Genomic DNA, 23,931 nt, shown 5'->3' on the forward strand with positions numbered 1-23,931 from the left:
CCGAGCTGCTCGGCGACCTGCTGGGTGGTCAAGCGTTCGGCCATGGTCTGCCCTCGTCCTCGTACCGCGTCTCGACCCCGGGGTGGTGGTCCCGCCGCGACCGGCGCGTCGGTGCGCCCTCCGTCGGTGCGCATATCCCTCCGGCGGGCCACGGGCTGGTCCGAACCCAGCGATCTCGTAGCGAGCCTGACCTTCCGTTCGGGCAGCACCGTGTGACGTCCGCCCGTCAGAACCAGTGCAGGCAGTGCGGCGGGCGCTCGGCGCGGAAGAGGGCGTCGGCGAGGGCGGCCGCGCCTGGGCGGTGGGCCCTGATGTGCCCGGCCCGGACGAGCGTGCTCGGGGCGGTGCCGCCGAGGTAGACCGAGCCCAGGTCCCGCACGTCCAGGGACAGGTCGGGCCCCCGGTCCGTCGGGACGCACTCGGCCTTGCCGTCCCGGACGGTCAGCAGGTAGCGGCCGTGCTCGCCGAGGAAGGGGTCGTCGACGTCGAGGACGAGCTCTCCGTCGCTGAACCAGCCGCGCGAGGTCAGCGCACGCGGGACATCCAGCAGCCGCACCCAGAGCCAGTCGGTGTGGTTGCTCAGCTGGCCGGCGTTGAAGTCGACGAGCTGCCAGCGCAGGGGGTGCTCGGGCGGGAAGTGCTTGAAGACGATCTGGGTGATCAGGTCGTGTTCGAGCGCGAACCGGGCCAGGGCGGTGTGGACGGCGTCGTCGGTGGCGATGATCTCGTCGACCGTCAGGGTGTCGTCGTCGCGCCAGTAGCTGGCATAGCCGTCCGGGACACCGTCGGCGTCCCGGTGGACGGCGACGTAGCGCGGCGCCGGGGCGATCGGGGGCTGCCCCGCGCCCAGGGCCCACCAGCGGCGCGGCCGGGACAGCGCGCCGGGCTGGGCGCGGCGGTACCGGTCGTAGACCTCTTCGAGGACCTCGCCGCACTCGGCACGCCGCAGCACCTCGACCGAGCCGGTGTCCGTGCCGGTCACCGGGGCGTCGGCTGCCGCGCGTGCCCGGGAGGGGGTGAGGGCGGCCCGGTGGCGGGGCACCGTCAGCCGCTGGGTGTAGGTCGCCGGGCCGTAGCCGAACCTGCCGTAGATCAGGGCTTCGGAGGCCAGCAGGACGGAGAGGAACTCCCCGCGGGCCCGCAGCTCGGTGAGCTGGTGCCGCATCATCGCGGTGAGCACGCCCTGGCGTCGGTGCGAGGGCAGGACGCCGACCGCGGTCACCCCGGGGGCCGGGACGAGGGTCCCGCCGGGCAGGGTGAGCTCGAAGGAGTACGCGCCGGCGGTGCCGACCGGCCGCCCGTCCGCCGCTATGGCGAGCAGGTTGCGGTCCATCTCGGTCGCCGCCCACCAGACCCCGCCGCCGCCCTCGGACGGGTTTTCCGGGAAGCGCGCGAACGCGGCATGGAGGGTGTCGACGAAGACGTCGAGGTCCTTGTCGCTCGTGGAACGGATCTCCATTGCTGGCGCTGCCTCCCCGGGGTACCGGCACCACGACGCGTGGTGCCCCGTCACAGTCCAGCGTCGACCCGTGTCCGGGTCAAACGAATTACGGCCGGTCATCACACGTGCCGCGGCGGAGAGTTCGCACGAAGCGGCCGCTCGGCCATGAGCCCGGACGGTAGGGCCCGGTGGGGGAAGCGCGGCGGCCCGGCACGCACCCCCGTGGCGTGCCGGGCCGCCGGCCCGCTGTGGTCCTCCGCGCCGGACCGGCCCGGCGCGGAGGCGGACGGCGGCGTGGGCGCCGTTGTGTTCCTCCGGAAGGATGTCAGGCCGCGGCCCGGCCGTGTTGTCGCTGCGTCGACAGTTCCTTGTCGCTGCGTCTACTCGTTCCGTGCTCCGGGCCGGTGCGTCGGCGCTGCGCTACCCGCTCGCGCACGCCGACAGCGCCTGGCGCCGGTGCTCGCTGGGCGGGATACCGTACGCGGCCCGGAAGGCGCGGGTGAAGTCGGAGGCGCGGGGGATGCCCCAGCGGGCGGCGAGGGCGTGGACCGGCACGGCGCGCAGCGCGGGATCCGCCAGGTCGCGGCGGGCCTGCTCCAGCCGCTGGTCGCGGATCCAGGCGGCGACCGTCTCGCCCTGTGACTGCCGGGTGAACACGCGGTGCAGATAGCTGACGGAGATGTGGTGCGCGGCGGCGATCACGGACGGGGACAGCTCGGGGTCGTGCAGGTTCCGGCGGATGAACGTCCGGACGCTCTCCACCAGCGCCCGTTGTCGGGCGTCGTCCGGCACCGCGGCCTCCGCGTCCAGTTCCCGGGCCAACCAGGCGGCCACCAGGTCGACCACCACCGTCCCCAGCCGGGGGGCCTCGGCCGGCCCCAGGGCGGCGGCCTGCCGGTCCAGGCCGAAGAGGAAGTCCGCGAGCAGCGCGCACGTGCCCTCCCGCCCCGGGAACCCCCGGCCCATCAGGTCGCGCAGGCGGTACGGCGGCAGCGGCAGCAGGGACACGGGGAAGTCGATGCCCAGGGCTTCGACCCGGCTTTCGACGCGGTCGGCGGTACGGCCGGTGAAGGCCCGCACGTCGTACGGCTGGGTGCTGTCGAGCATGTACAGCTCGCCCGGACCGAACACGGCCGTCCGGTCCCGGTCGTCGCGCGCCAGCGACAGGCTCCCGTCGAGCACCAGCGTCAGGTGGTACGCCCCCGGGTCGGACCGCCGCACCATTCTGGCGGTCCGCTGGAAACGCGCGGGCGGGAAGGACGACCTGAGGAGGGTCACCGAACCCAGCTCCAGGCGCCGCATCTCCGCCTCGAAGTGGTCGGCGTGAGCACTGGTCATCTCGCTGTCCCGGGTCCGCCCGACCAGCTCCCGCCAGCAGTCGAACCGCTCCTTCGCGGGCACGTCCTCGCCCGTGAACACACTCCCCGTCCTCGCGGTCACTTCCTCCGCTCCCTCCATCACGCTCCTCCTCCGGCCGGTCGCCGAGGCCTCCCCCGGACACCATCAAACCCGGTGACGATCCGCCAGATCGTAAGGGGGCGGTGACGGTACGGCTGGGGCGGGGGTGACGGCCGGGCGCCTCCTCGGCGGCCGATTTTCCTCTTCCGATCATCTGCTGGTAACTTCTTCCTCGTCAGCAGGACAAGATCGCGGAAGTGATCGAAGGCCTGCAGGACCAGGCGTCGGTGGTGCAGCGGTAGCACGCCCACTTTCAGTGGGAGGGGTTCGTTCGATTCGGGCCCGGCGCTCCAACTCGCAGGGGCGGAAGTCGTTTTCGACTTCCGCCCCTGCGGTTTTCCGGCGCTTCCTCAGGCAGCATGTCGTAGGTGTGGACCGAGGAGATGTCGAGCACCGAGCGCGGAGCCACCCACGGCTACCGGCCGGCCCCGTCCGGGGTCCGGGTGGGAGGGGGCACACGCAGCACCGGCAGCGCGGAGAGCGCGGCCGCTGCCACGGAGCCCACGGCGGCCACCGCGAGGAGCGTCCAGACGGAGGGGGCGCGGGCGATGCCCGCACCGATGCCGCCCTGTTCGCCCTGCCGGTCGATGAGCCACCGGACGAGCGGAATGCCGGCGGCCGAGCCGACGGCGACCGTGGGCAGGGCGATGGCCGTCCCTCGCACGGCCATCACGACGGCGGACTGGCCCGGGGTCAGGCCGATCGCCCGAAGCAGTCCAAGGTCTCGGCGGCGCTCGTGGAAGCCGGCCGCGGCCGTGGTGAGCAGCTCGACCAGGCAGATGAGGGCGAGCACGACCAGGAGTCCGACCACGCTGGCCCGCAGGGCGTCCGGCCTGGTGACCGGGCCGGCGGGGAGTCGGAGCTCCACCTGCCCGGCTAGGCCGACGCGGGCGGGAAGGTCGCGCTGGACCTCGGCGGGGTCGTGGCCGGGGCGTAGGGTCAGTTGCCAGAAGCCGGGGTGGGTGGGGTCGCCGGGCCGGTCGAGGGTGTCGAGGCCGGTGGACAGGACGCGGCCGCCGTGCTCCGGTTCGAGGTCGCGCCCGACGATGTGCAGGATGCGCGGGGTACCACCGGTGGTGAGCCGGATCCACTGGCCGACCCGGGCGCCGAGCAGGTCGAGGGCGCCCTGTCCGGCGACCGCCTCGTCGGTCGCGCGGATCTCCCGGCCCTCGACGACGGTGTACGGGTACGGCGCGTCGGTGGTGCCGACGGCCCGCAAGGTGAGCGTCGCGGACTGGCCGGGCGCGAGGGCCTGCATTTCGGTGCCCGGGTAGACGCCCCGCACGGCGGGGTCGGCGGCCAGGGCGTCGGCGAGCTGCCCGTCGTCGGGGGTCTGTTCGGGGGTGGTCCGGCGGGCCGTGACGGACGGGGCCGTGACCCCGCCGTCGGGCCGGGTGACGGCGTCGAGCGTCGCCCAGGTGCTCAGGGCCAGGGTGGCGGCGACGACCGGGACGGTCAGCCGGACGGCGCTCACGACCAGGCCCGAGCGGCGGCGCAGGATGCTGCCGAGTCCGAACACGAGGCTCGGCGGCAGCCGTCGGAGCAGGCCGAGACGGACCGGCCGGGCCGTCATGGCCGTCGGCCGGGTGCCGTCCGTCGGGGGGACCGGGGCGACCCGGGCGGCGCGCAGGGCGGGCAGGGCGGCGGCGGCCCCGACGGCCACGAGCGCCGCGGCCGTGACGGCGCCGGTGGCCGCGGTACCTCCGGGGGCGAGCCGGTGCAGCGCGTCGGTCCCGCCGCCGAGCGCCGGGACGGCGTGCACGGCGATCGCCGCGCCGCCGACACCGAGCAGGACACCGGCGCCGGCCAGCAGGAGCTGTTCGACGATGAACATCCAGGCGACCTGGCCCGCGGTGAAGCCGAGCGCCTTGAGCAGCGCGATGTCGCCGGTCCTGGCCCGGATCCGCCCGCCGGCCGCGCCGGCCACCGCGAGGGCGGCGGACAGCAGCGCGGCCAGTCCGCTGAGTCCGAGCAGCAGGCCGGCCAGCCGGTTGTCCTGCTGCCGCGCGGCCCGCGCGTCCAGCCAGGTGGTGATCCGGGACACCCGGTCGGCGCCCAGGACGCTGACCACCCGCTGGGCCGTGTACCCCGCGTCGGAGGGGCGGGTCAGGCGAAGCCCGAGGGTGAGGCCCTGCGCGGCCCGGTCCGGCTGTACCAGGTCGAGGGTGGCGGGGAGGGTCCAGCCGAGGTCGTAGCCCGCGGCCTGGCTGGGCAGCTGGTCGGGGCTGTCCGCGATGCCGAGGACCCGCAGTTCGACGGGGGCGCCGTGGCTGTCGAGGGCGGTCAGGCGGTCCCCGGGGCGGGCCCAGGCGGCGTCGGCGGCGGACTGTTCGAGCACGATGCCGTGGACGTCGGCGGGATCGAGCCAGGCGCCGGAGCGCAGCAGCGGCCGGGCCGCGCCCGGGGTGTCGCCACGCAGGACGAGCGCGGTGCGGTCCGCCGCGCCCGTGGGCCCGGCGGCCCCGTCGGCGTGGCGGCCGACCAGCGTGGTCTCGGCCGTGTGCTGGGGCGGTGAGACCGCGAGTACGCCGGGTTCGCGGGCGAGCACGGCGGTGGAGGGCTCGTCGGTCCCGCTCGCGGCGGCCGTGGGAGCGCGCAGGTCGATCCTGATGTCGGGCGATCCAGCGTCCCGGAACTGACGCTGCCACGGGTCGGCGGCGGCGCCGAGCAGGGCGCCGGCGAGCAGGAGGGCAGCCGCTGTGCCGCCGGTGGCGAGGACGATCAGCAGGGCGTGGACGCGGTGCGAGCGCAGATCGGCCCGGATCCAGCGGAGGAGGGCGCGCACCCCGTCACCCGCCGAAGTCGATGACGTCGCGGACCCCGTTCGCGCTGCGCCACGCGGCGGGAGGCTCCTCCACCCGGGCGTCGTCGGCGATCCGGCCGTCGAAGAGGCTGACGACCCGGTCGGCGGTGCTCGCCGCCCGGGCGTCGTGGGTGACCAGCACGATGGTGGTGCCCTGCTCGTGGTAGCGGCTGAGCAGGGCGAGGACGTCACGGGTGCTGCGGCTGTCGAGGTTCCCGGTCGGTTCGTCGGCGAGGAGCAGTTGCGGCCGGTTCACCAGCGCGCGGGCCAGGGCGACCCGCTGGCGCTCGCCGCCGGAGAGCTCCCCGGGACCGGCGGTGGCCTTGTCGGAGAGGCCGAGGTCCGCCAGGAGTTCCTGGCGGCGTTCGCGGGCGGTGCGGCCGGACACGCCCGCGAGCACCGCGGTCAGTTCGATGTTGTCGGCCACGGAGAAGTCCGAGAGCAGATTGCCGCTCTGGAAGACGATGCCGTAGTGACGGCGGCGCAGCCGGGCCCAGGCGGCCTCCCCGAGCCGGTCGACCCGGCGGCCGTCGAGCCTCAGCTCGCCCGCGTCGGGCCGTAGCAGACCGCCGAGGAGGTGGAGCAGGGTGGACTTGCCGGCACCCGAGGGGCCGGTGACGGCGACGAACTCGCCCCGGTCGATCCGCAGGCTGATACCGCGGACCGCGGGTATCAGGGTCGAGCCGCTCAGGTGCGAGCGCACCAGGGCGTCGGCGGCCAGCAGCGGCGGTATCGGCTCCGCGCCGGTCATGTCAGCTCCTCCTGGCAACGCTCCAGCCAGTCGAGGTCGGCCTGCAGGTGCAGGACCGCGCCCTCGATCAGCAGCAGCGAGGTCCGGTTTCCGCGCTCGGTGGCGGCCAGCTTGTTGAGTCCGCGCATCATGTTGATGCAGTGCCGGCGCTGGTTGTTGATCAGCGTCAGCTGGTCGGCGAGGTCGGTGCCTTCGGCCAGGATGAGCTTCATGAAGAACTCGTCCCTGACCCTGGGCCCCTCGGTGGGTGCCTCGAACCAGCCGGCGAGTTCCTCGGTGCCCTTCTCCGTGATCTCGTAGACCTTCTTGTCCGGTCTGCCCTCCTGCGCCACCTCGGTGCCGCGGATCAGGCCGGACTTCTCCAGTCGGCTCAGGGTCACGTAGATCTGGCCGATGTTCGGCTGAGGGTACGCCGCGCCGAAGGTCTGCTCAAGCCCCTGCTTGAGCTCGTACCCGTAGGCGGGCTGCCGGGCCAGCAGCGCCAGCAGCTGATGGCGCACCGGGCGTCACCTCTTCCTGTCCGATCGAAGTCGCTGGTTACACCTCGGTCACACAGTACGGGCAGGTGGGCACCGCTGAGCAGGGAGGCCGTATAAAGGGACGTGCGTCGGCGCCCACCCGCGTCGGCGAAGCGAAGGAGCTCCATGGAAGACCGGCCGCCCACCGGGCCCGACCCGGGCCGCCGGCGCGTGACGCGCGCGCTGGTGGGCGGGGCGGCGGCGCTCGCTGTCGGCGGCGCGTCCGCGTGGTACGGCCTGGCGGGTCGCACCCGCGCGGCGGGTGACCCTGGGGGCGTCGGGCCGGTCACCCTGGCCACCGGCCGGGACACCACTCGCTACCTGCGAGGGTTGCTGGCCGACTGGAACGCCGAGCACCCGGACCAGCCGGCCGAGCTGGTCGAGCTGCCGGAGGCGGCGGACGAGGTGCACGCCCAGCTTGCCGGGGAGCTGTCGGCCGGCGGCAGCCGGTTCGACGTGCTCAACCTCGACGTGGTGTGGACGGCCGAGTTCGCGGCCCGGCGCTGGACCGTGCCGCTGGACGAGTCGGACTTCGCGTTGGACGGCTTCCTGCCGCCGGTCGTGCGCACCGGCCGCTACGGCGGGAGGCTGTACGCGGTGCCGTTCGTCGCCAACGCCGCCCTGCTGTACTACCGCAGCGACGTGTTGGCCGCCGCCGGTGAGCAACCGCCCACGACGTGGGCCGAACTGGCGCGGCAGGCGAGGACGCTGGCCCCCGCGCACGGGCTGTCCGGGTACGCGGGCCAGCTGAGCCCGTACGAGGGTCTCGCCGTCAACGCGCTGGAGGCCATCCGCTCAGCCGGCGGGGATCTGCTGGCCGGCGACGGCTCGGTGGTGGTCGACAGCCCGCAGGCCCGTGCCGGGCTGGAGTTCCTGGCCGACGGGGTGCGCGACGGCTGGATCCCCGCCGAGGTGCTCGGTTACCGCGAGGAGGAGTCCCGCGAGGCGTTCGGCCGGGGCGGCCTGCTCTTCCTGCGGAACTGGCCGTACGTCTACCACGCGGTCGGTGCGGCCGGTTCACCGGTGGCGGGGCGGTTCGGTGTGGTGCCGCTGCCCGGCCCGCACGGGCCGGGCAGCGGCGTGCTCGGCGGATCGGGGCTGGCGGTCAGCCGGTTCTCCCGGCACCAGCGCACCGCGCGGGCGCTGATCGGCTACCTGACGAGCCGCCGGGCACAGTCCCGGGTGCTGACCGACGGGGGACTGCCGCCGGTGTGGGCGGATCTCTACACGGATCCGGAGCTGACCGCCCGGTTTCCCTACCTGCCCGTGCTGCGCACGGCGATCCTGGCGGCCGGGGCGCGCCCGGGCGTGCCGCAGTACCAGCAGTTGAGCCTCGCGTTCAGCGAGACGGCGTTCGAGGTGGTGTCGGGCCGTCGGACCACCGACGCGGCGCTGCCCAGGCTGGCCACCGACCTGCGCGCCATCGTCGGCTGAGCCGGCGTCGGCGCGGGTGGTCCCGCTGCTTGTGACGTGGCTACCGGGAAGTTACCTAACACGTATCTAAGGCGGAACTGGCGTCCCTGTTAGCAACCCCTGAGAAACCTTGCCAAACAAGGGCTTAACAACGGCCATCTCGGCCTGCTATACCTAACGCGAATGCATAACCGTTGGAGTAGCGAGATGCCCACCCCCACCCTCCCCGACGGCGACGCGGTCACCCTTCCGCGCGCTCGGTCCCACGCCCCCGCCGCCCCCGCCGCCCGTGCCTGGTGGCGCGACGCGGTGATCTACCAGATCTACGTGCGCAGCTTCCGCGACACCGACGGCGACGGCGTCGGCGACCTCGCCGGCGTCCGCGAACAGCTGCACCACGTGCGTCAGCTGGGCGCCGACGGCGTCTGGCTCAACCCGTTCTACGTCTCGCCCCAGCACGACCACGGCTACGACATCGCCGACCACTGCGCCGTCGACCCGGTCTACGGAGGCCTCGCCGAGTTCGACGGTCTGGTGACGGACTGCCGACTGCTCGGCCTCAAGCTCGTCCTCGACATCGTGCCCAACCACTGCTCCAGTGAGCACCCGTGGTTCCAGAAGGCGCTGGCCAACGGCCCGGACAGCCCCGAACGGGCACGGTTCCACTTCGCCGACGGCCGCGGCGCGGACGGCGAGCTGCCGCCCAACAACTGGCGGGCCATGTTCGGCGGCCCGGCCTGGACCAGGGTCGTCGAGGCCGACGGCCGGCCCGGCCAGTGGTACCTCCACCTGTTCACCCCGGAGCAGCCCGACTTCAACTGGCGCGATCCCGACGTCGCCGCCCACTTCGAGGAGGTCCTGCGGTTCTGGCTGGACCGCGGCGTGGACGGGTTCCGGATCGACGTGGCGGCCGGCCTGTACAAGCACCCCGAGCTGCCGGACTCGCCCGATCCGGACGCGGACGAGCGCACCCGCGACTCGGTCAACCCGCTGGCCTGGAACCAGCCGGAGGTGCACGGGGTCTGGCGCCGGTGGCGCGCGATCTGCGAGGAGTACACCGCCCGCGACGGCCGCGAACGGCTGCTGGTCGGCGAGGCCTCCGTACCCACCCCGGCGGAGCAGGCGCTGTACGTGCGCCCCGACGAACTGCACCAGGCCTTCTTCTTCCACCTGCTGCACGCACCGTGGGACCTCGCGCACTTCCACCGGGTCATCGACGACGCGGTGCGGGACATCACCGCCACCGGATCGACGGTCACCTGGGTGCTCAACAACCACGACCAGATCCGCACGGTGAGCCGCTTCGCAGGGGAGGACCGAGCCTGCGGCCCCGCCCGGGCCGCGGCGGCAGCCCTGCTGATGCTGGCCCTGCCCGGAGCCGCCTACATCTACCAGGGCGAGGAGCTCGGGCTGCCCGAAGTCCTGGACCTGCCAGACGAGTTGATCACCGACCCGATCTTCCGCCGGACCGGCAGCCGGGCCGGAATCCGCGACGGCTGCCGGATACCGCTGCCCTGGTCGGGCGCCGAGGCGCCGTTCGGCTTCAGCCCGCCGGACACCCCGGCCGCGCCCTGGCTCCCGCAGCCGGCCGCGTTCGCCGCCCACACCGCCGAGCGGCAGTGGGCCGACGCCGGATCCGTGTTCCACCTGTACCGCACCGCCCTGCAGTTGCGCCGGGAACTTCCCCAGCTCGGCGAGGGCACGCTGCGGTGGCTGGAGGCCCCGCCCGGGGTGCTCGCGTTCGTCCGCGGCGAGGGCCTGGTGTGCGCCGTCAACTTCGGCGACACCCCCGCGCCGGCCCCGGTCCCCAGCCCGCCGCTGCTGGCCAGCGGCCCGTGCGGTGACGGCGTCCTGCCGCCGGCCACCGCCGCCTGGTGGATCAACTCCACCTCCGCCAGTCGGATCTGACGGAACGCATGTGAATCCCGCCTCCGTGAAACCCGCCTCGGTGAATCCCACCCACCCCACGAAGGAAGCCTCGACGATGAGACTCCGCAACACCCTCCCCACCCTGGCCGCCTCCGTCGTCCTCGCCGCCACCGCGACCGCCTGCGGCAGCGGCGGCGGTGGCACCGCCGCCGGCTCCGCCACCCAGGAGCTCAAGGGCCAGAGCCTGACCGTCGCCGCCGTCTGGAGCGGCACCGAGCAGGAGAACTTCAAGAAGGTGCTGGACGCCTTCACCGCCAAGACCGGCGCCACCGTCAGCTACACCTCCACCGGTGACAACCTCTCCACCGTGGTCGGTAGCAAGATCGAGGGCGGCGACCCGATGGACGTGGTCATGGTCGCCCAGCCCGGCGTGATCAAGCAGTTCGCCGACAAGGGCTGGCTGGCACCGCTCTCACCCGCCGTCACCGACGCCGCGAAGAAGAACTACGCCGGCGTCTGGTCCAGCCTCGGCACCGTCAACGGCACCCAGTACGGCCTCTACTTCAAGGCCGCCGACAAGTCGACCGTCTGGTACAACCCCACGGCCTTCCAGAACGCCGGCGTCCAGCCCCCGGCCACCTTCGACGACCTGTTCAAGGCCGGCCGGACGCTCTCCGACTCGGGCACCCCGGCATTCACGATCGGCGGCCAGGCCGGTTGGACCCTCACCGACTGGTTCGAGAACGTCTACCTCTCCCAGGCCGGGCCCGAGCTCTACGACAAGCTCACCCGACACGAGATCCCGTGGACCGACCCGTCCGTGATCAAGGCCCTTGCCACCCTCGGCAAGGTCTTCGGTGACCAGCAGCTCGTCGCGGGCGGCGGACAGGGCGCGCTGCAGACCGACTTCCCCACCTCCGTCCAGCAGGTCTTCGGCGCCCAGCCCAAGGCCGCCATGACCTACGAGGGAGACTTCGTCGGCGGTGTCATCGCCTCCGAGCTGAAGAAGCAGGTCGGCACCGACGCCAAGGTGTTCCCCTTCCCCGCCGTGGACGGCGGCAAGGCCCCCGTGATGGGCGCGGGCGACGCGGCGGTCGTCCTCAAGGGCGCCAAGCACCCCGAGGCCGCGCAGAAGTTCGTCGAGTTCCTGGCCGGCCCCGAGGCCGCGGCCGTCTGGGCCAAGGCCGGCGGCTTCATCTCGCCCAACAAGGCCGTCGACCCGTCCGTCTACCCCGACGACACCACCCGGCAGTTCGCCAAGTCGGTGATCGACGCCGGGGACGCGTTCCGCTTCGACATGTCGGACCAGGCCCCCGCCGCGTTCGGTGGCACCGCGGGCCAGGGCGAGTGGAAGGACCTCCAGGACTTCCTCGCCAACCCCTCCGACGTCCAGGGCGCCGCGGCCAAGCTTGAAGCTGACGCGGCCAAGGCGTACAAGGGCTGATCCACCATGTCTCTGCGCTCACCTCGCAGGGACCGGGCATCCGGTGGCGCGCTCCGGCGCCACCGGGGCCTCGCCCTGCTCCTCGTCCTGCCCGCCCTGCTGCTGCTCGGCGCCCTCGTCGTCTACCCCATCGGCTACTCGGTCGCCCGCAGCCTCTTCGACGCCTCCGGGCACCACTTCGTCGGGCTCGACAACTACGGCGCCGCCTTCACCGACCACGCAACGCTCACCGCCGTGCGCAACAACGCGATCTGGGTCGCCGTCGCCCCGGCACTGGTGACCGCGATCGGCCTGGTGTTCGCGGTGCTCACCGAGAAGGTCCGCTGGGCCACCGCGTTCAAGCTGCTCGTCTTCATGCCGATGGCGATCTCCTTCCTCGCTGCCGGAATCATCTTCCGCACGGTCTACGACGCGGACCCGCACCGCGGCGTGCTCAACGCCGCCGCGGTGGCGGTCCATGACACCTTCACCGACGAGCCCTCCTACCCGGGCGCCCGGCCGCGCCCCGGAACGGGCCTCGACCAAGCCGAGGGCGGCGACGTCAAGGCGGCTGCCACCACCCGCGTCGTGCTGCTGCCACTGGTCGGCGTGCAGCCCGGCTCGCTCCCGGCCACCGCCCGTCCGGCCCAGCAACCGGCCGACGGCGACGGGGTCAGCGGCACGGTGTTCCTGGACTTCGTCCCGGGCGGCGGTGGCCACCCCGGCCAGTTGGACACCGGGAAGAACGGCCTGCCCGGGATCAAGGTCCAACTCCGGGACGGCGACCGGACGGTCGCCACCACGACCACGGCCGACGACGGAACCTTCCGGTTCTCGACGGCCCCGTCCGCCACCACCTCGGTGGTCCTGCCGGCCGCCGACTTCGCCGCCCCCTACCGCGGCGTCGACTGGCTCGGGCCGACCTTCGTCACCCCCGCCGTCATCGGTGCCTACATCTGGATCTGGGCCGGCTTCGCCATGGTCATCATCGCCGGCGGCCTCGCCAACCTGCCCCGCGAGACCATCGAAGCCGCCCGGATCGACGGTGCGACCGAATGGCAGATCTTCCGCCGCATCACCGTGCCCCAACTCGCCCCGGTCCTCGGCGTCGTGTTCATCACGATGGTCATCAACGTGATGAAGATCTTCGACCTCGTGTACATCATCGCGCCCGGACCGGTACAGCAGGACGCCGGCGTCCTCGCGCTCCGGCTCTACCTGGTCTCCTTCGGGGGTGGCAACGACCAGGGCCTCGGCAGCGCGCTCAGCGTCCTGCTGCTCCTCCTGGTCGTCCCGGTGATGCTCCTCAACGTCCGACGCTTCCGAGGGAGCCGCGCATGACCACCACCCACGCGGCTCCGGCCGCGCCGACCACCACCGCCCCCGGGCCGGCCGGCCCGCCCGCCGTGCCGCTCACGACCCGGCTCGCCGCCCTCACCCGCAGCGGCGTCGTCCAGGCCGTGCTGATCGTCGCCGCCGTGGCCTGGCTGATGCCCACCGTCGGCCTGCTGGTCTCCTCCCTGCGGCCCAAGCAGGCCGCCGCGACCGGCGGCTGGTGGACGGCGCTGACCGACCCGGCCCAGCTCACCCTGCAGAACTACACCGCGCTGCTCGGCGGCGGGGACGTTCCCAAGGCGCTGTGGAACACCGTGCTCATCAGCGTCCCGGCGACCCTGCTGACCGTCGCCCTCGCCGCAGGCGCGGGGTACGCGTTCGCGTGGATGCGCTTCCCGGGCCGCGACGCCGTCTTCCTCGGCGTGGTCGGGCTGCTGGTCGTGCCGGTGCAGGTCGGCCTCATTCCGGTCGCCAGACTCGAAGGCGCCGTCGGGCTGTTCGGCACCATCCCCGGCGTGGTGCTGTTCCACGTCGGCTACGGGCTGCCGTTCGCCGTCTTCCTGATGCGCAACCAGTTCCTGGAGATCCCGGCGGAACTCCTGGAGGCGGCACGAATGGACGGCTGCGGGGAGTGGCGGATCTTCCGCACCCTCGCCCTGCCGCTGGCCGCGCCGGCCGTCGCCTCGCTGTGCATCTTCCAGTTCCTCTGGGTCTGGAACGACATGTTGGTCGCGCTGATCTTCGCCGGTAACGACTCGCAGCCGCTGACCGTCTACCTGCAGTCCCAGATGCGGCAGTTCGGCAGCAACATGGACATCCTCGCCCCGGGCGCGTTCCTGTCACTGCTGGTCCCCGTGGTGGTGTTCCTCTGTTTCCAGAGGTTCTTCGTCCAGGGCGCGATGGCGGGGTCCGTGAAGTGAAGCTGCCAGGGCGGCGCCGCGCGCCGGGCCGGCGCCGCCCGCTCTCGGCTCCCCGGGCGGGACGGGCACGGGCGGCCGGACCCTTCGTCGCGTCACTGCGCGCGGACGATGACCACCGGGCAGTCGGCGTGCTGCGCGCAGCGCGTGCTCACCGAGCCGAGCAGCGCCCGGGTGAAACCGCCGTGGCCGTGGGTGCCCACCACCAGGACCTCGGCGCCCTGTGCCGCGTCCAGGAGGACGTCGGAGGGGTCGCCCATGACCAGCGACCGTCGGACCTGGACCGGCTGGTCCTCGCCGAGCACGGTGCGGAGCTCATCGGCGAACCGCCGCTCGGCCAGCTCCCGGTCGAAGGCGGTGTCGACCACCGGCGCCGACCAGCCGAAGTGGCTCGGCGGCTCCCACGCGCCCACCGCGTCCACGACCCCGCCGATCAGCGCGGCATGCCGGACCGCCCAGCGCAGCGCGGCGTGCGACGACGGCGAGCCGTCGACGCCGACCACGACGCGGGGGCTGGAGTCGTTCGCGTTCATCTCTACCATCCTGTCGGTCGTCGCCCCTCCCACCACGGTGCGGGCCGCGCGACACCACCGCCAGTACGGCCCGGCACCCGGGTGATGGCGACGGCAGGTCCCGGCCCCCGGTCCGGTGGGCCCGTCGGATGGCTTCGGGCCCGGGGGTAGGCGTCACCCGCCCGTGTCGTAGCGCAGCCGGGCGGCCTCGACGTCGTTGATGTACTGCTCCGCCCAGGCCCGCACCGCCGCCAGCGGCGCGTCCAGCGTGCGCCCCAGCTCGGTCAGCCGGTACTCCACCCGGGGTGGGACCACCGGGTGCACCTGCCGGCTGACCAGGCCGTCCCGCTCCAGGCTGCGCAGGGTCTGGGTGAGCATCTTCTCGCTGATGCCGTCGATGTCCGTCCGCAGCTCGCTGAAGCGCTTCGTCCCGCCCGCGAGCGCGCCGACGATCAGCACCGTCCACTTGTCCGCGATCCGGTCGAGAGCGGCCCGGGACGGGCAGGGCGCGCTGTACACGTCGGCGGTGTGGCCGTCCGGCAGCAGGGCGGCCGCCCGTCCGGGAGTGCCCGGGCGCGGACGGCTGGTACGGGGAGTCGGCACTCCGGCAAGCTAACCGACGGAGAGCGGGGAGTCCAGAGCGGACTTCCCGGTCGGTCCCGCACTTGCAAGTGCGTACTTCTCAAAGGAATGTGACTTTCCGACAGTGAGTTGCGGCGCGACAACCCGCCGAAGCCCGGCACCGCCGGGATTCGACACCGCCGACGTCCAACACCGCCGCTCACCGGAGGCCGCCGTGTCCCACCCGTCCCCCCGCACCCAGCTGACCGTCGGCACCACCACGGTCACCTTCCTCCCCGACGGCCGCGGCCGGCTCGACCCGTCCGTCTTCTTCCCGACCAGCGCCCCCGACGGCTGGGCCACCCACGGCGCTCACCTCGACCGGGACGGCTGGTTCACCGTCAGCATCGGGTCGTTCCTGATCCGTACGGATCCCGGGAGCCGGACGGGCCGTGGGCGGAACATCCTCGTCGACCTCGGCCTCGGCAGCGTCGACTTCACCATTCCGGGCGTCGCCGAGTTCCGTGGTGGCTCCCTGCTCGACGCCCTCGGCGGGGAAGGACTGGCCCGTGCCGACATCGACACCGTGGTGTTCACCCATCTGCACCACGACCACGTCGGCTGGACCAGCAACCTCGCACCCGCACCGAACGCCCCTGCGGACCGGACCCTCACCGGCCTCACCTTCGCCCGAGCCCGGCACCTCGCCGCCGAGGCGGAATGGAAGCACTGGTCGGGCAGCGCCGACCCGGCCGGCCCCGACCCGCTGGCGGTCCGGCGGCCGCTTGCGGACCGGATCGCCTTCGTCGCTGACGGGGAGGAGCTCGCACCGGGCGTCCACGTCCTCGCCACCCCGGGCCACACCCCCGGCCACCTCAGCCTGCTGGTTACCGACCCCTCCGGCCGGGACCCACGGCGCGTGCTCGTCCTCGGAGACGTCATGCACAGCCAGGTGCAGGTGGTCGAAAGCCACTGGAGCTGTGCCTTCGACCACGACCCCGTCGCGGCCACCGCGACCCGGGAACGCCTGCTCGGGGAACTGGAGAGCCCGCACACCGTCCTGGCGGGCGGCCACTTCACCGGGAACGTGTTCGGCCGGGTCCGCCCCGCGACCGCCCGCCGCGCCTGGGCGGCGCAGGGTCTGCTGAGCAGGTGACCACCCCGCTGACCGCCCCCCGGCCCGCGCCGGTTCCTGCCTCGACGCGGGCCGGTGCACGGCTCACAGCTCGGGCGCTGCCGCTTCCGCCAGGGTCCCGTCCGTACTCCCGGTGAGTGATCACGGGCCCACCGGGCGTGGCCATCCGGGCACGCTTGACACCGCAGCCCGTTCCGTACCGGAGCGCGGACGAGTTCGGCGGTGGCGCGCAGGTAGGTCGCGTCGTCCGGAGGTGTCGCCGTCATGGTGGGGGCGTCCTTCGTGGCTGTGAGGGTGAGGCGTGGGGCCCGGACGGTCAGATGCCGACGTAGTTCTCGGCGAACCAGTCCTGGTGGGTGCGCGAGGTGCGCAGCGATTCGATGCGCGAGCGCCGCAGGGATTCGTGGAAGAACGATTCCTCGTCCGATCCGAGCGGGGCGTGCAGCAGTCGGATCATCCAGTGCGAGAACTCCTGGGCGCGCCAGATGTGGGCGAGGCAGCGCCGGGAGTACTGGTCGAGCGCCGTGGGGTCGCCGTGGGCGAGGTCGTCGATCAGGGCCTCGGCGAGGAGTTCCCCTTCCAGTACGGCGAGGTTGGCGCCCTTCGCGGCGGCCGGGGCGGGCAGGCTGGCGGCGTCGCCGGCGAGCAGGAGCGAGCCGTGGCGCAGTGGTTCCATGACGTCGGACTGCAGGTCGATGACGGATCGTTGGAGGATCCGGCCCTGGTGCAGTGGGCCGTGGTCGGCGGTGCGCATGCGCAGGCCGAGTTCGTCCCAGATCCGTTCCCGGGACCAGGCGTCGGCGGCGGTGCCGCGCTCCCACTGCAGGTAGTAGCGGGTGACCTCCGGGGTGCGGGCCATGTGTCCGGCGAAGCCGTGCCGGTGCAGGGCGTAGCCGACGGCGTCCAGGCTCGGCGGTGCCTCGGCGAGCAGGCCGAGCCAGCTGACGCCGTGGTCGTGGTGGTGGCGGCGGGCGGTGGCGGGCAGGGAGCGCCGGGCCGCGCCGTGGCGGCCGTCGCAGCCGGCCACGTACCGGGACTGCCAGCGGCCGGGGCGGCCGTCGGCGTCGCGGACGGTCACCGCGGGGCGGGTGCCGGCGGCGTCGTCCACGCGCTGGGCCTCGGTCTCGAAGTGGATCCGCCCGCCTGCCGCGAGGTAGTGCGTCAGCAGGTCGGTGACCAGATCCTGTTGGGGGTAGACGGTGTGCTGCTCGCCGCGGCCGAGGGTGCTGTAGTCGAGGCGGAAGCTGCCGACCTCGGTGCGGAACTCGCAGGTTCCGTGGGGGAGGCCGCGTCGGTGCAGGCCGTCGGCCAGGCCGTGGCGGTCGAGGACGCGGACGGTGTTGGCGGCGAGGAAGCCGGCCCGGGCCCGGGTCTGGACGTGGTTGCGGTCGGCGCGTTCGAGGACGACGCAGTCGATCCCGGCGGCGAGGAGGAGGTTTCCGAGGGTCAGTCCGGCCGGTCCGGCGCCGAGGATGACGACGTCGGCGGAACCGTGGGCTGTGGTGGGGCTCTGACGGTCAGTCATGAGAAGTGGATCTTAGCCGGGGGATGGATGCATCGGTGGGGGAAATAGCTCGTCTTGGTGAACAAGGCGATGATCTTTGCCTTGATGGTGTTCGTTGACGGTGTCGGTTGCCTTTCCGGGGGCCCCGCCCGGCGGACCGGGGCGGGGCACCGCGTCCTGAACGCGGGTGGTGTCTCAGCCGTTGCCCAGGGTGCGGCCGAGGAGGAGCAGGAGACGCTCCCAGTGCAGCCGCAGTGCGGAGGGGTTGAACGCGTCGGTGTCGGACATGGTGAAGCCGTGGACGGTGCCGGGGTAGATCTCGGAGGTGTAGTCGACGCCTGCGGCGTCCAGCGCCCGGTTCAGCTCGTCGAGGGTCTCGGGCGTCATGTCGGTTTCGGCGTGGCCGAGGTGGACGTGGGCGGTGAGCCCGGAGAGGATGCGGCGCCTGTCGGGCCCGTCGCCGCCCACGGGGCCGTGGAAATTGGCGACGGCGGCCACCTGGCCGGGGTGGGCCGCGGCGGTGCGCATCGCCAGGAGGCCGCCTATGCAGTAGCCGGTCACGGCGACCGGTCCGGCGCTGACCTCGGGCTGGGTGGTGAGGAACCTGAGGTAGGCGTCGGCATCGCTCAGGACACGTTCGGCGGTGTGCGTCTTGATCAAGGGCATCAGCCGGGCGACGAGCTCGGGCCGGACCTCTTCTCCGATGTGCTCGGGAAGCTCGACCACCGGTGCCGGGCCGTGTCGGTAGAAGAAGTTGGGGACGAGTACGTAGTACCCGTGCCCGGCCAGTTCGCGGGCCAGCTCCCGCAGCACGGGCCGGATGCCGAAGGCGTCCGGGTACAGCAGCACCCCCGGGTGCCGCCCGCCGTGCTCGGGGACGGCGGCGAAGGCGTCGGCCTGGCCGTCCGTGGTGGGAATCAGCAGAGTCTTGCTGGACAAACGGGTTCTCCTGTCGTGGTTGACGCGTAGAGCCTGTGGTCAACACGACGGAGGCGGATCCCGCGCGGCAGCGCCGGACCCTCGGTCGAACTGCGGGCCCGCACCGGCCCGTACGGCGCTCAGCGGAGCACCGGGTCACCAATCCGTGTGTGGCGCAATGCCGTCCCGGTAGTCATCGCCACCCAACATAGCCCACCGGCCGAGGTCGATTCCAGCGGTTGATGTCGGCCCGGGGCGTGACGATGGCGAAGGTCTCGGCAGTGGGCAGCCCGATGGCGCATGAACTTCCCACTGCCGAGCGGACCTTCGGATGGTTCAGGTCGCGAGGAAGCGCTCCCGGTGGACCTGCTCGGGCGGCACCCCGCCCAGTAGGGCGACCCGGAGGACGGAGTCGACCAGCGGCGGCGGCCCGCAGACGTACACATCCGGTGCGGCGCCGGCGAGTTCGGGAAGGGCGGCGGCGAAGTGGTCCGTCGGCAGGCCGGTCGGTCCGGACCAGCCCGGAGTCGGCTTCCACACGCAGACGTCGTACCGGAAGCCCGGCAACTCCGCTGCCACCGCGTTGAGTTCCGGCACCGCGAAGACGTCCTGCGGGTCGTTGACGCCGAGGAACAGCCGGGCCGGCTGCGGCTCCTGCCACTCGGCCATCCGCCGGACCATCGCCAGCAGCGGAGCCAGGCCGGTGCCGCCGGCCACGAACCAGCGTGGGCGCAGGCCGGTTTCGTGCAGGCCGAAGGCGCCCTGCGGGCCGTGCACGGTCAGCCGGTCGCCCGGGCGGGCCCGGTCGGCGAGGTACGAGGAGAACTGTCCGCCCTCCCGCAGCCGGATCAGGAACTCCAGGCGGCCGTCCCAATTGCCGGTGTTGGCCAGGGAGTAGGCGCGTTTCACCTCGGTGCCGGGAAGCTGGAGCTCCATGAACTGGCCGGGGTCGAACTGGCAGTCCAGGTCGTCCAGGCGCAGCTCCAGCCGTACGGTGTCCCGGGCGACCGGCTCCAGTGCGGCGACAGTGGCCTCGCGGACCGGGATGGCGCCGTACAGGATCCGGGACTGCTCGTACGGCAGGGCGGCCGACAGCGGCCCGCAGGGGTAGGTGCGGCAGAGCAGGGTGCCACCGTGCTCGCGCTCGTCCGGCGGGAGGGCCTGGTCGCTGTGCGGCCCGAGGTCGTACGGGCCGTCGGTGACCGAGGCGTGGCACGAGCCGCAGGTGCCCTGGCGGCAGGAGGCCGGCAGGGTGGCGCCGGCCTCCGCCGCGGCCTCCAGCACGCTCTGCCCCGGGGCGCAGTCGAACTCCAGGCGGCCGCCGTCGGTGGTGGTCAGGACGACGGGGTTCACGAGGCCGTCCGTCCGAGGGCGGCGGCCAGGTCGGCGGCGGGGTCGCCGATCACCCGCAGGTCGAAGCGCTTGACCAGCTCGTCGACCAGCGCGGGGGTCAGGAAGCCGGGCAGCGAGGGGCCGAGGTGGATGCTCCGGATGCCCAGCGCGAGCAGGGTGAGCAGCACCGCAACCGCCTTCTGCTCGGTCCAGGACAGTGCCAGGGTGAGCGGCAGGTCGTTGACCTCGCACTCGAAGGCGTCGGCCAGTGCGGTGGCGATCCTGATGGCGGAGTAGGTGTCGTTGCACTGCCCGAGGTCCAGCAGTCGCGGCAGGCCGGCGATCTCGCCGAAGTCGTGCCGGTTGAAGCGGTACTTGGCGCAGCCCAGGGTGAGCACCACGCTGTCCCGGGGCGCGCCGAGCGCGAAGTCGGTGTAGTAGTCCCGCCCGGGGGTGGGACCGTCGCAGCCGCCGACCAGGAAGAAGTGCCGGATGGCGCCCTAGCGGACGGCGTCGACCACCTGGTCGGCGACCGCGAGGACGGCGTCGCGGCCGAAGCCGACGGTGATGAACTCCTCCTCGGCCGGGGTCTCCGGGAAGCCGGGCAGGGCCTTGGCGGCCTGGATCAGCGGTCCGAACTCGTGGTCGGTGAGGTGCCGGACGCCGGGCCAGCCGACCGGTCCGGCGGTGAAGATCCGGCGGCGGTAGCTGAGGTGGGGCTCGATGATGCAGTTGGAGGTCATCAGGATGGGGCCGGGGAAGGCGGCGAACTCCTGCTGCTGGTCCTGCCAGGCGCCGCCGTAGTTGCCGACCAGGTGGGGGTGGGCCTTGAGCAGCGGGTAGGCGTGGGCGGGGAGCATCTCACCGTGGGTGTAGACGTTGATGCCCTGGTCCTTGGTCTGCTCCAGCAGGGCTTCCAGGTCGCGCAGGTCGTGGCCGCTGACCAGGATCGCCTTGCCCGCGACCGGGGTGGTGCGGACGGCGGTGGGCTGCTGGGCGCCGTAGGTGCCGGTGTTGGCGGCGTCCAGCAGCTCGATCGCCGCGAGGTTCAACCGGCCGAGCCCGACGGCGCGTTCCAACAGCTCGGCGGGGTCGGTCGGCTCGCCGGCCAGGTAGGCCAGGGCGTCCTCCACGCCGCCGTACACCTCGGCGCTGTGCCGGCCGAGCACCTCGGCGTGGTGGGCGTAGGCGCAGATGCCCTTGAGGGCGTAGAGGTGGAGCGAGCGCAGCCCGACGACGTCCGGCCCCACGAGGGCGAGTCCGGCGTCCACCCGGACGTCCGGCGCCTGGCGGGCGAGGTCGGCGGCGTCCGCGCCGGGGGTCCAGGCGGCCGGGCCGGTGAGCGTCTCCGGCTCCCGCCCGGCGGCGCGGGCGGCCCGCTCGTACCGGTCCTTGGCACGGTCGCGGACGGCGGCGGCCTCCTGGATGAGGGAGACGAAGCGGGTCGGGTTGAAGTTGACGTTGGTGAGCGTGGTGAAGACCGCGTACAGGACGAAGGAGGCCGCGTCGTCGTCGGGGTCACCGAGGGCCCGAGCCTTCGCGGCGTACTGGGCGACGCCCTTGACGGCGTGGATCAGGAGGTCCTGGAGGTCCGAAGTGGTGGAATCCTTGCCGCAGTTGCCGATCAGGGCGGCGCAGCCGGGGGTGGTGCCGGTGCGGTCGGTCTGTTCGCACTGGAAGCAGAACATGCGGGTCCTCCGGGGACTCGTGGGGGTGTTCGGTCTGGGGGCCGGGAAGGGCAGACCGTCGGTTCCCCGGGCCCGGACCGGGTGCCGGGAGGAGACGCGGGCCGACCGGGACGGCCGCGGACCGCTCAGGGGTGAGCGGGGCCGCGGCAGGACGTGCGACGGCGTCGGTTGGACGGTTGCTTCCACCCGTCCAGGATCGGAGCGGCAGGTGATGGCGCAGCAGGGGCGGAGGGCCCCAATCGCGGGCCGGGCGACCCCATGGCCCGGGCGGAAGTACCCGCACCCGGCCGCCCGGCACGTACGGCCGGCCCGCCTCCGGGGCGGACCGGCCGTGCGCGACTCAATGGGTCGTCGGTCCCTGGCCGCTGTCGGACGGGTTCCTGTCGTCGGAGGGGTTCTTGGCGTCGAACGGGTTCCAGCCGGCGGTCGGGCTCCCGTCCTCGCTCGGGCTCTTGTCGAGCGACATCGCCGGGCCCGCCTCCGCCACCTCCGCCGGATCCTGGCCGCTCTGCTCGATCCGGCTGAGCAGCCGGGCGACGGAGTCGGTGCGCTCGCGCAGCACCGCGACGTGGGCGGCCTGGCCGGACTCGACGGGCTGCTCGGCGGGCACCACCGGGATGCCGCGCTGCCGGGCGGTCGCGATCAGGCTCTCGGCGACCTGGCCGACCACGACCAGGGTGGCGGCGGCGAAGGAGCCCGCGTCCGCGGTGCGCTGGCGGCCCAGCAGCCCGCGGTGGACGATCCGGGCCGGGACGGTCAGCTCGTCCAGGCGCTGGTCGACCGAGCCGCGTTCCAGCGCCGCGAGGACGACGGTGCCCAGTGCCTCGCCGGCCTTGGTGACGGCCCACTTGCGGCCGGGCACGGGTGGCAGGAACTCGCGGATCCGGTCGACGTCCTGTTCCAGGGCGGTGGTGGTCAGCACCTCGAAGGCGTTGCGGGTGCGGATCTCGACGACCTTGTCCCACTCGATCTCCTCGCCGTCGAAGCCGACCTTGGCCGACCCCAGGTGCACGGCGCCGAAGCCGTCGAGCAGCCCGAGCAGCTTGTGCGCCACGGCGGGGGTCCGGGGGTGACGGCCGATCAGCGTGCCCACCGAGAGCTTCCACGGCTCGGTGGCGGGTACCGGCGGCGGAGCGACGGAGCCGAGGGCGGTCAGCGCCCAGCGCCCGCCCGCCGCCGACCGGCCGCCCCGCAGCACCGCCTGGCGCCCGGCCTCGCCCAACTCGGCCGCCGCCCCCACCAGACGCCCCAGACCGCCCGCCCACTCGCCCGTACGCAACCGCCCGCCCCTCTCTCACAACCGCATCGCACAACCGCAGGTCCAAGCCGCATCCGCGAGCCGCGTCCGGCGACTCACAGACGCGCCATCGTACGGCCGTTCCACTCGGCTCAGCCGTCGGCGGTGGCCGGGCGGGCGCCGGCGGGGTCGGGCGGGGCCGTCTGGAGGGCGACGGCGATGCCCGCGAACTCCTCGATCAGCCGGCTGCGGCGGTTGCGGTCCCAGGCCAGCGCGACCTGGCTGGGCGGCAGTTCGCGGACGGGGAGGTGGGTGACGTCGGGGCGGGTGTAGAAGGTGGCGACCGAGAGCGGGAGGACGACGATGCCGTGGCCCGCCGCAACGTACTCCAACTTCTCCTCGACGGTGCGGATGGTCTGGACGGAGGGCCTCGCCCGGCCGTCCCGCAGCGCGGCCGCGTCCTGCGGCGGCAGGACGGCCTCGGGGTTCTGCAGCAGCGGCTCGCCGGCCAGGTCGGTGAGGGTGACCGCGCGCAGGCCGGCCAGCCGGTGGTCGACGGGGAGCACCACCACGCGCGGTTCGGTGAGCAGGGGGAGGACGGTCAGCCCGCGCTGGTCGACCGGCAGGCGGAGGTAGCCGACGTCCACCCGGCCGTCGTTGATCACCTGGACCTGGTCGTCCCAGCTGGTGCGGAGCACCTCGACGGTCAGTTCCGGATGGTGCTCCGACATCACCCGGACCGCCGGGGTGACGATCAGACCGGGCATGAAGCCGACGGTGAAGCCGAGCGGTCCCGAGCCGCCGGCCCGCGCGACCCGGCGGCGCACCGCCTCGGCGTTCGCCAACAGTGGCCCGGCGTCGGCGAGCAGTTGCTCGCCCGCCGGGGTCAGCCTGGTGGTGCGGCGGGTCCGGACGAACAGCTGAACCCGTAACTCCCTTTCCAGCGACATAATCTGACGGGACAGCACCGACTGGGCGATGTGCAGCTCCTCGGCCGCCCGACCGAAATGCTGCTGCTGCGCGACAGCGGTGAAGTAGCGCAGCTTCCTCAGGTCCAGGTCCACCGGGCCTCCTCCTCGGTTGTGATGCCCGCAGGGTATGACAGGTTCGGGAACG

General features: G+C 73.2%; 18 protein-coding genes, 1 tRNA gene and 1 pseudogene. 7 read left to right on the forward strand and 13 right to left on the reverse strand.

All coding sequences use genetic code 11. The features are described 5' to 3' along the window. Window positions 1-226 precede the first annotated feature (226 nt). Window positions 227-1,459, reverse strand: coding sequence for a GNAT family N-acetyltransferase (locus tag ACWC9T_RS08920; RefSeq protein ID WP_449820356.1), 1,233 nt, complete (start codon window positions 1,457-1,459; stop codon window positions 227-229). A gap of 402 nt (window positions 1,460-1,861) precedes the next feature. Beyond that, entirely contained in the window at window positions 1,862-2,881 is a 1,020-nt protein-coding gene (locus ACWC9T_RS08925) for an AraC-like ligand-binding domain-containing protein (protein WP_449820357.1), read from the reverse strand. A 239-nt stretch (window positions 2,882-3,120) separates the two neighbouring features. Between ACWC9T_RS08925 and ACWC9T_RS08930 the strand changes: the two genes are divergently transcribed. Next, window positions 3,121-3,192, forward strand: a tRNA-Glu gene (locus ACWC9T_RS08930). Window positions 3,193-3,314: 122 nt separating this feature from the next. Here the strand turns inward: ACWC9T_RS08930 and ACWC9T_RS08935 are convergent. From ACWC9T_RS08935 to ACWC9T_RS08945, 3 genes are read right to left on the reverse strand one after another with little or no spacing between them, the layout of a single operon-like run. Then, window positions 3,315-5,684 carry an FtsX-like permease family protein gene (locus ACWC9T_RS08935; protein WP_449820358.1) on the reverse strand — a complete coding sequence of 790 codons (2,370 nt, stop codon included), beginning with the start codon at window positions 5,682-5,684 and terminating at the stop codon, window positions 3,315-3,317. A gap of 4 nt (window positions 5,685-5,688) precedes the next feature. Beyond that, complete coding sequence (locus ACWC9T_RS08940; protein ID WP_449820359.1) at window positions 5,689-6,453, reverse strand: ABC transporter ATP-binding protein; 765 nt, start codon at window positions 6,451-6,453, stop codon at window positions 5,689-5,691. Beyond that, window positions 6,450-6,953: a PadR family transcriptional regulator gene (locus ACWC9T_RS08945; protein WP_449820360.1), complete on the reverse strand. Its 504-nt coding sequence runs from the start codon at window positions 6,951-6,953 to the stop codon at window positions 6,450-6,452. Before ACWC9T_RS08945 ends, ACWC9T_RS08940 begins: the two co-directional genes overlap by 4 nt. Window positions 6,954-7,097: 144 nt before the next feature. On the opposite strand from ACWC9T_RS08945, the gene ACWC9T_RS08950 reads away from it, so the two are divergent. The 5 genes from ACWC9T_RS08950 to ACWC9T_RS08970 all read left to right on the forward strand — a co-directional run bounded on the left by ACWC9T_RS08950 (window position 7,098) and on the right by ACWC9T_RS08970 (window position 13,931). Continuing rightward, window positions 7,098-8,405 carry an ABC transporter substrate-binding protein gene (locus tag ACWC9T_RS08950; protein ID WP_449820361.1) on the forward strand — a complete coding sequence of 436 codons (1,308 nt, stop codon included), beginning with the start codon at window positions 7,098-7,100 and terminating at the stop codon, window positions 8,403-8,405. A gap of 186 nt (window positions 8,406-8,591) precedes the next feature. Continuing rightward, a complete protein-coding gene (locus ACWC9T_RS08955; protein ID WP_449820362.1) occupies window positions 8,592-10,292 on the forward strand; it encodes a glycoside hydrolase family 13 protein in 1,701 nt (566 codons plus the stop codon). Window positions 10,293-10,368: 76 nt separating this feature from the next. After that, a complete protein-coding gene (locus tag ACWC9T_RS08960) occupies window positions 10,369-11,697 on the forward strand; it encodes an ABC transporter substrate-binding protein (protein WP_449820363.1) in 1,329 nt (442 codons plus the stop codon). 6 nt (window positions 11,698-11,703) lie between these two features. Further along, window positions 11,704-13,017: a carbohydrate ABC transporter permease gene (locus ACWC9T_RS08965; RefSeq protein WP_449820364.1), complete on the forward strand. Its 1,314-nt coding sequence runs from the start codon at window positions 11,704-11,706 to the stop codon at window positions 13,015-13,017. After that, entirely contained in the window at window positions 13,014-13,931 is a 918-nt protein-coding gene (locus ACWC9T_RS08970; protein ID WP_449820365.1) for a carbohydrate ABC transporter permease, read from the forward strand. Before ACWC9T_RS08965 ends, ACWC9T_RS08970 begins: the two co-directional genes overlap by 4 nt. A 92-nt stretch (window positions 13,932-14,023) precedes the next feature. Here ACWC9T_RS08970 and ACWC9T_RS08975 read toward each other — a convergent pair whose 3' ends face one another. Together ACWC9T_RS08975 and ACWC9T_RS08980 are read right to left on the reverse strand one after the other, a co-directional pair. Next, on the reverse strand, window positions 14,024-14,461 hold the full coding sequence (locus ACWC9T_RS08975) for a universal stress protein (RefSeq protein ID WP_449820366.1): 438 nt from the start codon (window positions 14,459-14,461) through the stop codon (window positions 14,024-14,026). Window positions 14,462-14,614: 153 nt separating this feature from the next. Beyond that, window positions 14,615-14,983: a winged helix-turn-helix transcriptional regulator gene (locus ACWC9T_RS08980; protein ID WP_449820450.1), complete on the reverse strand. Its 369-nt coding sequence runs from the start codon at window positions 14,981-14,983 to the stop codon at window positions 14,615-14,617. 253 nt (window positions 14,984-15,236) lie between these two features. Here ACWC9T_RS08980 and ACWC9T_RS08985 point away from each other — a divergent pair, with 253 nt between their 5' ends. Beyond that, a complete protein-coding gene (locus ACWC9T_RS08985) occupies window positions 15,237-16,157 on the forward strand; it encodes an MBL fold metallo-hydrolase (protein WP_449820367.1) in 921 nt (306 codons plus the stop codon). Window positions 16,158-16,452: 295 nt separating this feature from the next. Here the strand turns inward: ACWC9T_RS08985 and ACWC9T_RS08990 are convergent, their stop codons facing one another. The 6 genes and pseudogenes from ACWC9T_RS08990 to ACWC9T_RS09015 form a co-directional block, all read right to left on the reverse strand. Then, a complete protein-coding gene (locus tag ACWC9T_RS08990; RefSeq protein WP_449820368.1) occupies window positions 16,453-17,661 on the reverse strand; it encodes a 4-hydroxybenzoate 3-monooxygenase in 1,209 nt (402 codons plus the stop codon). A 174-nt stretch (window positions 17,662-17,835) separates the two neighbouring features. Next, window positions 17,836-18,579: a dienelactone hydrolase family protein gene (locus ACWC9T_RS08995; RefSeq protein ID WP_449820369.1), complete on the reverse strand. Its 744-nt coding sequence runs from the start codon at window positions 18,577-18,579 to the stop codon at window positions 17,836-17,838. A 315-nt stretch (window positions 18,580-18,894) separates the two neighbouring features. After that, window positions 18,895-19,911, reverse strand: a complete 1,017-nt coding sequence (locus tag ACWC9T_RS09000) for an FAD-binding oxidoreductase (RefSeq protein ID WP_449820370.1) — start codon at window positions 19,909-19,911, stop codon at window positions 18,895-18,897. After that, window positions 19,908-21,578, reverse strand: a pseudogene (gene hcp, locus ACWC9T_RS09005) (hydroxylamine reductase). The gene ACWC9T_RS09000 and the pseudogene hcp overlap by 4 nt, the downstream one beginning before the upstream one ends. Window positions 21,579-21,918: 340 nt before the next feature. Then, window positions 21,919-22,857, reverse strand: coding sequence for a hypothetical protein (locus ACWC9T_RS09010; protein ID WP_449820371.1), 939 nt, complete (start codon window positions 22,855-22,857; stop codon window positions 21,919-21,921). Window positions 22,858-22,967: 110 nt separating this feature from the next. Further along, window positions 22,968-23,879 (reverse strand): LysR family transcriptional regulator, encoded by a 912-nt coding sequence (locus ACWC9T_RS09015; protein WP_449820372.1) that lies wholly within the window; start codon window positions 23,877-23,879, stop codon window positions 22,968-22,970. Between the last annotated feature and the right edge of the window lie 52 nt (window positions 23,880-23,931).

The organism is Kitasatospora sp. NPDC001159, from assembly GCF_053598235.1.